The sequence below is a fragment of the Rosenbergiella nectarea genome (genome assembly GCF_900111105.1).
Lineage (GTDB): Bacteria > Pseudomonadota > Gammaproteobacteria > Enterobacterales > Enterobacteriaceae > Rosenbergiella > Rosenbergiella nectarea.
On sequence record NZ_FOGC01000013.1, the window covers coordinates 75814 to 84269 of the forward strand.

Genomic DNA, 8456 nt, shown 5'->3' on the forward strand with positions numbered 1-8456 from the left:
GGAATAATGCGTAATATCGACCTAATTAACCAGGTGACCACCGAAGCGGCGGGTAACTGGCCTTACATTTTACAGAGCCTCAGTATTGCCGTGCCTGATAACCCGCGAAAACATGCGCCTTGCCCCCACTGCGGGGGTAATGACCGCTTTCGTTTCGATGATAAGGGAAAAGGCAGCCATATCTGCAACCACTGCGGGGCTGGCGATGGCTTAGACCTTATTAAGAAGGTGAACAACTGCGACACGACCGAAGCCGCCAAGATGGTTGCCGATGTGTTGAATATTGATTACCGGACGACAGAATCAAACCCTATCGCCGACCAGAGAAGACGTAATGAACTCACTGCCAAGCGCAACAAGCAGGCGGAAGCGCAGCGCAAGCGTGAAGAACTGGAAAAAGCCGAGCGCAAAGAGCAATTCAACCGTAATTACAGCGTTCTATCATCTAAGTCCACTACGGGAGAAAGCGAGTATTTAATAGCCAAAGGTTTAAGCGGCATCGAGTGCCAGCTATTACCTGATGGATCTATTTTGCTACCCCTGACTGATAGTGATGAAAATATTGTCTCAGCACAGACTATCTCAGAGCTAGGCAGTAAGAAGCTGGTGGCAGGTTCAGCAAAGCAAGGCTCATATCACGCCGTCAACGCGACTGATGACGTTCAAACGATAATCCTAGCCGAAGGCTACGCCACGGCACTGAGCGTTAGCCTGATGCGTCCTGAAGCCTTAACGGTGGCAGCGATTGACGCAGGGAACCTCAAACCCGTAGCTAAATTGATGCGTTCCAAATATCCCCACGCTCAAATCATTATCGCCGCCGATAACGATTATCACGATGACGAACCCAACACAGGAGAGTTAGCAGCGATGAAAGCGGCTCAGGCTATTTCTGGATGGCTCACTATCCCAACTGGCGACCACAAGGCCGACTGGGACGATTACCGCCAACAGTACGGACTAGAAGCGGCGACACGCGCATTTAATGATGGATTGTACCAACCGGAAGGGGAAGGCATGACAGCAACGCTACAGGTGATTGACGGTGGCAAAGAGGACAAGAAGCAAGGCGACCCACTCAAGCCACACGTTAAAAGCCGAAAGGATGGCGTTTACTGGATCACCCCGAAGGTGGACAAGGTAAGCGGCGAGGTTATCAATAACGAAAGCTGGCTTGCTTCACCGTTGGAAGTGATCGGAACCGGACGCGATGACAAAGACCAGTATTTAATTTTACGCTGGCAGCCCTACGGAGAAAACGAAACTGTCACCGCCCCGCTTCCCTTGGCTGATATTGGCGAGCGTGAAGGCTGGCGTACCCTTAAAGCGGGTGGCGTGAATATCACCACTAAAGGCAGTCTACGGGCAATACTGGCAGATTGGCTACAAATGAGTGGGAACCGTGAAATCTGGCGCGTAAGTCATGCGACAGGCTGGCAGTGTGGCGCGTATATCATGCCGGACGGTGAAATCATTGGGGAGCCGGAGCGACCTGTTTTATTCAGTGGGCGCAGTAGCGCGGCATCTGGTTACAAGGTGAAAGGTAGTGCCGAGAGCTGGCGTGATTCAGTGGCTCGACTCGCAGCAGGTAACAACTAAATGATGACGGGAATAGCCGCCGCACTTGCTGCCCCAATGATTGGGCTATCCGGTGCGGATGGCTTCGGGATCCACTTTTACCAACAATCAAGCGCAGGTAAGACCACCACCGCCAACACTGCCGCGAGTCTATACGGTGATCCCGATGCCTTGCGCCTAACATGGTACGGAACGGCTCTTGGTTTAGCCAATGAAGCTGCCGCCCACAATGACGGATTAATGCCGCTGGACGAAGTAGGTCAAGGCGCAGACCCGGTAAGCGTTTCTCAATCAGCCTATGCCCTATTCAATGGGGTGGGTAAATTACAAGGGGCGAAGGAAGGCGGGAACCGTGATTTAAAACGCTGGCGCACCATGGCGATTAGTACCGGAGAAATGGACATGGAAACCTTTATCGCTACCAGTGGACGAAAGACCAAGGCCGGGCAACTGGTGCGACTCCTTAACATTCCTATGAGTAAATCAGTGCGCTTTCACGAATACCAGAGCGGAAAGCAACACGCGGACGCGCTCAAAGATGCCTATCAAAATCATTATGGTGCTGCGGGGCGTGAGTGGATTAAATGGCTAGCATCAAACCAGAACCAGGCGATTGAGACTATCCGCGAATGTGAAGAACGCTGGCGAAATATGATACCCGCTGATTATGGGGAACAGGTTCACCGTGTAGGCGCACGATTCGCCATCTTAGAGGCCGCATTGCTCACAGGTAGAGTAATCACTGGATGGGATGAACAAACGTGCCGTGATGCGATACAGCACAGTTACAACGCATGGCTAATGGAGTTCGGCACCGGGAATAAAGAGCATCAGCAGATTATCGAACAGGCCGAAGCATTTCTGAACTCCTACGGACTGAGCCGATTCGCTCCACTACCCTATGACCCGACTAATTTACCCATTCAGAACTTGGCGGGATACCGAAGCAAAGGCAAGCATGACGATGACCAGATAACCTTTTACACCTTCCCGAAAACATTTGAGAAAGAGATAGCCACTGGCTTTAATCACAAACAGTTTGCCGAAGTATTGAAACAGGCCGGAATGCTAACACCGCCAGCCAATGATAGAGGCTATCAAAGAAAGTCGCCCCGAGTAGATGGCAGACAGATAAACGTGGTTGTCCTGAACTTCATGCCAGAGGAGAGCGAAAGCGCAGAATAGTTTTTTCATGTGCGTGTTTTTTATGTTGGTTCAGTTGGTTCAGTTAGTTCACTTATTTATTAGTATTGATTTATAAGGGTTTTACTCCTGAAAGTGAACCAACATTGAACCAACAATTAGCCATTTTGAACCAACATTGAGCGCATAGAATTCTGTCTGGTTGGCAGTGACCGAACAATTTACCCCGTGAAACAACGTCCAATTTAAAGAAAAGGTGAACTTATGACCGTACAAATTTCAGCACATGGGCGTATCGTGGCAGATGTCACCACGCGCACCACAGCAAACGGTAATCAAATGGCAATGGCACGACTCGCCGTTAACCTGCCATGTAATAACGCAGACGAAGGACAGGCGACCTACTGGCTAGGCGTGGTTGCGTTCGGTAAACAGGCTGAGGCACTGGCAAAGCACTCAAAGGGCGACATGATAAGCGTGGCCGGTAATATGCAGTTGAACCAGTGGGCAGGACAAGACGGCGTGAAGAAGGAACAGGCTCAGGTGATTGTTGATTCCGTTATCAGTGCTAAGACCGTTAGACCGTCCGGCAGGAAGTCCACCCCTCAAGCACCGAAGGCACAAAGCAACGTGCCGCCTGAGTATGAGAACTATCCTTTTAACGATGAACCGGAGTTTTAACTATGACCGACAACAACGAAGCCAAACGCCCTGTATTATCGTTAAAGCGTAAATCAGTACCGAAGCCAGCCGAAGCAGAGAAAACGCCACAGAAGCCCTTACAGGCGGCAGGATAGAGGAAAAACATAATGAAGAGGAACTGAAGCCGTTTTAATTCCAGCCTATTCTGTTAATAGCCGGTAGAAATTTTGCGTAGCCCTGAGAAAGCAGTATCAGCAAATTGGAGGCGTTAGGATTTTCTTTTTATTTTATAAATTGAATTGCTATTTTCAGATAAAAAATTGTTTTAGCGCAATTTATATTAATTTTTTTTGATTAGGATTTAATGTAGTGATGCTAATTAGTTGGCGGACAATCATTGTCGGCTTCAAAGACAATAGGTGTCACATCATCTTAGAGAGTTATCATAAACGAATTCTCTCCAAAGAAATTCGATATAAAAATTTAATATTTTATCGCTAGGAAGGAGCAAGTTATGACATGGGTATTCCAGCAAAGTACAGGAAAGCTTAAAAGAGATGGCAATTTTGTATACCAAGGATATGCAGGAAAGGGCGATGGCAAGGTTAACCCTAACATGGAAAGCGTTCCAAATATCGGCCCGCTACCCAAGGGAAAATATACTATAATAGGCCATCCATTTCGTCACCCTCACACTGGCTTATATTCAATTAGACTACAACCAGATTCGCATAATAAAATGTTTGGCCGTTCAGGATTTTTAATTCACGGAGACAGTAAAAAGCACCCAGGAGAAGCTTCTAATGGGTGTATTATTATGCCATTGTTAATCAGGCAGAAAATTTGGACTAGTGGAGATCGAAACCTTGAGGTGGTCAAGTGAGAAAACAACTGAAATCAGCATTATTCTTTTTAGCTCTAACGCCTTTATTTGCATCTGCAAAAAATTCATCTAATGACTGCCACTCATGGCCAATGAATATGGCGGAAGTTTGGCTTAAGAACTCGGGATTCATTAAAATACCTGATATTGATGAGTCAAGGACAGAAGTGAAGCTGTTATCTTCAGAGAAAAAGCCTCATAACCTGTATACAAATATATTCAAGTTTGTTTTTTATACTAAAGACCATAAAAAATTTGAAGTGATTACTCAAAATGATGCTTCTGATGATGAGTGCTCAATAACCGAAGTGAACAGCTACCTAGTGTCACATAGCTCTATAAATTACTGACTCTTTTCGAGAAAGATTAATAAATTTAGTTAGGTAGTGCTATCTTAACATCGTCTAACGCATATTATTCAAAAGCCCCCATAAACATACTGGGGGCTTTTGAAATAAAATTGACCTAGTTACCCTCTTAATATTAAGACACAATTATTCCTACAGCAGCACCGCATGGGGATAGCCAAACTCAACGGGCATGCATTTATAATCAAGTCATAAACCCACCAAGGCCGCAGTCTAGCAGCTTATTACTTTGATTTAACTATTCGATCCTCACTATCAAATAATCGTTTCATAAATCGGCATAAACATATTAATCATTTCAATAATTACAATTATAATGTCTGTATAAATAACCAACACAGCAAACAATCACCATGACTAAATCAGAACTAAAACCCGTGTTACTGAGTCGTGAGCAAATCGAGGCGCTCCAAGCGATTCAGCGCGAGGAACGCAGCAAATCACCGCTTAATGTCGCCCCAACAATCCACGTTATCGCCCGTCACCTCATGGCTAAGGCGTTAGAGCAACTAGAAAAGGATCACCAATGCCTAAAACTAAAGACATACCCGTAAATATTGGCGGAGTAGACACGGTTATCTCATTACGCAGTAACTATTCCGGAAATGAGCAGGCACTTGTTGAAGAAGTGAAGGCTATCAATCAACGCTTAGACTGCGTGACTCAAGGTAAAGAGCCAGCCCCTAGCATTGAAAGTAAAGAACGAATGGTTGAGGTAGAAAAAGGTTTTATGGCTGGTATAGCTGGAACGCGGCATTAAGGGGAACTATGTCAGCTAATTGGATACGCCACTTCGAAATTCAGATATTCGATAAAGACGGGAAAGGCATTAGCCTAACTAACTTGAAGGTAACGTTTGAGATTCAGAAGCAGCCAGCAACCATTTTTAACGGTTTTGTCGGTGACTTCAAAATCTACAACCTGTCACCAACTACGCAGAACATTCTATTAGGTCAAGAATATACCCGAATTCGTGTTATCGCTGGCTATAAGGGAAATCCTGATGAGTACGGTGACTATCCTGACGAGAACATCGGCCTGATTTTTAATGGTGATATTCGATTCTCTATCGCAGGGCAAGATAAAATTACTGATTCGTGGGTACGCTTACAGTGCCTCGATAGTTGGGAAGGCCACATGAAAGCGGCAGTGAGTACGACTATTGCGGCTGGCTGGACGTTTAACGACGTATTCCGTGTAGCCATGAACAGCTACGCACCTTACGGAATCACCGCGGGAGAGGTCATCACCTTTCCCGACACGGTATTCCCCCTCGCTAAAACTCTTCACGCCTCAACGAATGAAATCATCAATGACCTAGCTCGGCAATGTGACGCGCACTGGTGGTACGAAGATAACAAGGTGCATATTGTCAAAGAGTCAAAGCCCATCGATAACCTAGTTGTTCTGAACGCTGATACTGGCCTTATCGGTAGGCCACAGCAGACGATGGGTGCTGGCGTTAACGTACGCTGCCTGATTAACCCGAATATCAAGTTAGGTGGACTCATTCGATTAGACCAAGGTTCGGTATACCGTACGGCCCTGACAACTGAGCAGATTGCCAAATCACCGGCGCATATCAACACAGCAGAGCAAGACGGGAATATATACGTTGAAGATTTACCGGGCGGCGTAGGCTCACAGCCAGCGGCAATAAATACTGATGGCGATTATTTTGTAGGAAGCATTGATTACACCGGCGATACACGGGGGCAGAATTGGTATATGGATCTGCTTTGTCTAGCTAAGAACGCGAAAGCCCTTGAATCGCTATCTACAATAGATTTAACCACCCCCATTCAATAGGCTAACGATGAAAAAACCACTCGCATTACTCATGCTAGCACCACTTACCGCCAGTGCCTTTCAATGTGGGAGCTTTAACGTTCACCTCGACCGGTATCAATCAAGCATCAACGGCGACCGAGTGAAGGTACTAGGCCAGCAGTTCACAGGTGCGCCCCGTGATTACGATAATTCAATCATTACGCTGTTACCTGACTCAATCACAGTAACCGACCGGATGTATAAGTTAACCACGACCACCGGACAATCAACGCTAGAGCTACTGACCAAAGAGAACCCGCCTAGAACGTTGAACCGTGAAAGGTGCGGCAAGGCCAGCATCACTGGCCTGATTGAATGACAGCTATATCGATTTATTGAGGAATATTCATGCCTCCTGATAGCAGGAAAGAACAGGGAAAACACCCTACCCGCTGGACTAAAGGAACGTCCGGAAATCCAAGCGGCAGACCAGGTAAGGGCGCAGAGATTAGACGCCAACTAATGGATCTAACTCCCGATGCGATGAGGTCAATCACCGAAGGCATCAAGGCCGGAGACACCGCTTGTTTAAAGATATGGGCTGACCGTTGCGACCCTGTAAGTAAAATAACAATGCCCACCGTTGAATTCCTCGCAGACACAACCGACCTCACCCGCTTTAGTATGTCTGTATTAGCTGCTATCAGCCGTGGAGAAGTGACCCCTGATATTGGCGCACACATCATTAACGCTGCCGCTAGCGTTGCCCGTGTGGCTGAGATTGACGAGGTAAGGCGAGAGATGAAAGAGATACTAGAACGACTAGAGGCTATGGAAAATGACAAATCGTAAAACGCTCGATTCAATAAAGAACCGGATTAACAACCTATCGCCTCATGAGCGCATTAATGGGCTTGAGCTGGTGGGCATAGATAAAGACCCAAACGGCGATATTGTTATTGTGAGTAAGCAATATGTACCGATGGGTAAAAATAGCGGCGAGGCATGGCAAGAGGTTTATCCAGAGGGCGACCCGCGCCGCGTGAAATGGGAAGGTAACGCATGAGCAATAGAGCGATGCTGTCACAAATACGGAAGCGCTTAGAGGCTCAGTCGTCATCCGATAACTTTGATGGTCAAATCCTATCGGCATTAATGGATGAGTTATCAGGCAAAGCACCAGCCGGAACAGCAGACGAGCTTGAGAAGAAGTTCAGAGCCAGAACAGGCTATAAGTTCCCTCAAGATAAAGAGATGGGTGAGCTATTCGCCTCAATAAAAGACGCTGATACGCATATTGCTAACCTGCGGCGACAAATCAATGGCACTCACGATTAATAGCCAACAATCAAGATGGGGTGGAAAGCGCAAAGGCTCAGGCGCACCGATAGGGAATACTAACGCTGTGAAGCACGGAGAGAGGAGTAGACAGGCTTTCTTCCCGGTAGTAGTACCGGAACACTTCACCGCCACAGAGAGCAACAGAGTACGCAATCTGATACTGGCTCAGAGATGGGCTGAACTCTATGCCATGAACCCACAGCCACGCACTGAACTCTATCGGGAAATGATGCTGATTAATGGCCTTATGGGGCAGCATACCGACCGGATAATAACGCAGACAATAAAGCGTTAAGGATATGCCAAGGGGGGAGGTAAAAACTCTAAGGCTCTTAGGCTAAAGACCGCGCTCTCAGTCTTTTTATTAAAAACGTCCAGAAAAAAGGTAAATTGTGGCGGTAAAATCAGTGATTGCTACACTATCGTTTTTATCGTGAGGGCGACCAATGCTAGACCGTGAAAAGCTAGAAATGACAGTGCTACAGATGGCTCGACTACAGGGCGAGAAGTTGGACAGACACACGCTCTACACCACCCGCAACGAGATTAGAAACGCACTGGCAGCAAAGGAGCGTTACCGAAGAACGATGGAAGCACCGCCCTACCAGTGGAAGAAACAGCGCCCGCCAAGATAAAGATTTCAAATCCGTTAGTTCACCCGCGAAAAGTTGCTGGTTAAAACTTTACCCAACGACCGCCGCTATTTTCGTAGCGGTGTCCTTTTGTCGCTT

11 protein-coding genes and 1 pseudogene are annotated in these 8456 nt (G+C 46.9%); all 12 read left to right on the forward strand.

Annotated elements, in window-relative coordinates; translation table 11 throughout:
- The first annotated feature begins 6 nt into the window (after positions 1 to 6).
- The 12 genes and pseudogenes from BMX14_RS14425 (at position 7) to BMX14_RS14480 (ending at position 8020) form a co-directional block, all read left to right on the forward strand.
- Positions 7 to 2763: pseudogene (locus BMX14_RS14425) on the forward strand (DUF927 domain-containing protein).
- A 222-nt stretch (positions 2764 to 2985) separates the two neighbouring features.
- Positions 2986 to 3402: a single-stranded DNA-binding protein gene (locus BMX14_RS14430; RefSeq protein WP_092677950.1), complete on the forward strand. Its 417-nt coding sequence runs from the start codon at positions 2986 to 2988 to the stop codon at positions 3400 to 3402.
- Positions 3403 to 3877: 475 nt separating this feature from the next.
- A complete protein-coding gene (locus BMX14_RS14435; protein WP_092677952.1) occupies positions 3878 to 4246 on the forward strand; it encodes a tlde1 domain-containing protein in 369 nt (122 codons plus the stop codon).
- Entirely contained in the window at positions 4243 to 4596 is a 354-nt protein-coding gene (locus tag BMX14_RS14440) for a hypothetical protein (protein WP_092677954.1), read from the forward strand. Before BMX14_RS14435 ends, BMX14_RS14440 begins: the two co-directional genes overlap by 4 nt.
- Positions 4597 to 4967: 371 nt before the next feature.
- A complete protein-coding gene (locus BMX14_RS14445) occupies positions 4968 to 5168 on the forward strand; it encodes a hypothetical protein (RefSeq protein ID WP_092677956.1) in 201 nt (66 codons plus the stop codon).
- Positions 5141 to 5374, forward strand: coding sequence for a hypothetical protein (locus BMX14_RS14450; RefSeq protein WP_092677958.1), 234 nt, complete (start codon positions 5141 to 5143; stop codon positions 5372 to 5374). The genes BMX14_RS14445 and BMX14_RS14450 overlap by 28 nt, the downstream gene beginning before the upstream one ends.
- A gap of 8 nt (positions 5375 to 5382) precedes the next feature.
- Positions 5383 to 6423, forward strand: coding sequence for a baseplate hub protein (locus BMX14_RS14455; protein ID WP_092677960.1), 1041 nt, complete (start codon positions 5383 to 5385; stop codon positions 6421 to 6423).
- A gap of 7 nt (positions 6424 to 6430) precedes the next feature.
- On the forward strand, positions 6431 to 6763 hold the full coding sequence (locus tag BMX14_RS14460; RefSeq protein ID WP_092677962.1) for a hypothetical protein: 333 nt from the start codon (positions 6431 to 6433) through the stop codon (positions 6761 to 6763).
- A gap of 29 nt (positions 6764 to 6792) precedes the next feature.
- Complete coding sequence (locus BMX14_RS14465; RefSeq protein ID WP_092677964.1) at positions 6793 to 7236, forward strand: hypothetical protein; 444 nt, start codon at positions 6793 to 6795, stop codon at positions 7234 to 7236.
- On the forward strand, positions 7223 to 7450 hold the full coding sequence (locus tag BMX14_RS14470; protein WP_092677966.1) for a hypothetical protein: 228 nt from the start codon (positions 7223 to 7225) through the stop codon (positions 7448 to 7450). Before BMX14_RS14465 ends, BMX14_RS14470 begins: the two co-directional genes overlap by 14 nt.
- Positions 7447 to 7722 (forward strand): hypothetical protein, encoded by a 276-nt coding sequence (locus tag BMX14_RS14475; protein ID WP_092677968.1) that lies wholly within the window; start codon positions 7447 to 7449, stop codon positions 7720 to 7722. Before BMX14_RS14470 ends, BMX14_RS14475 begins: the two co-directional genes overlap by 4 nt.
- A complete protein-coding gene (locus BMX14_RS14480; protein WP_092677970.1) occupies positions 7706 to 8020 on the forward strand; it encodes a hypothetical protein in 315 nt (104 codons plus the stop codon). The genes BMX14_RS14475 and BMX14_RS14480 overlap by 17 nt, the downstream gene beginning before the upstream one ends.
- The last annotated feature ends 436 nt before the right edge of the window (positions 8021 to 8456 follow it).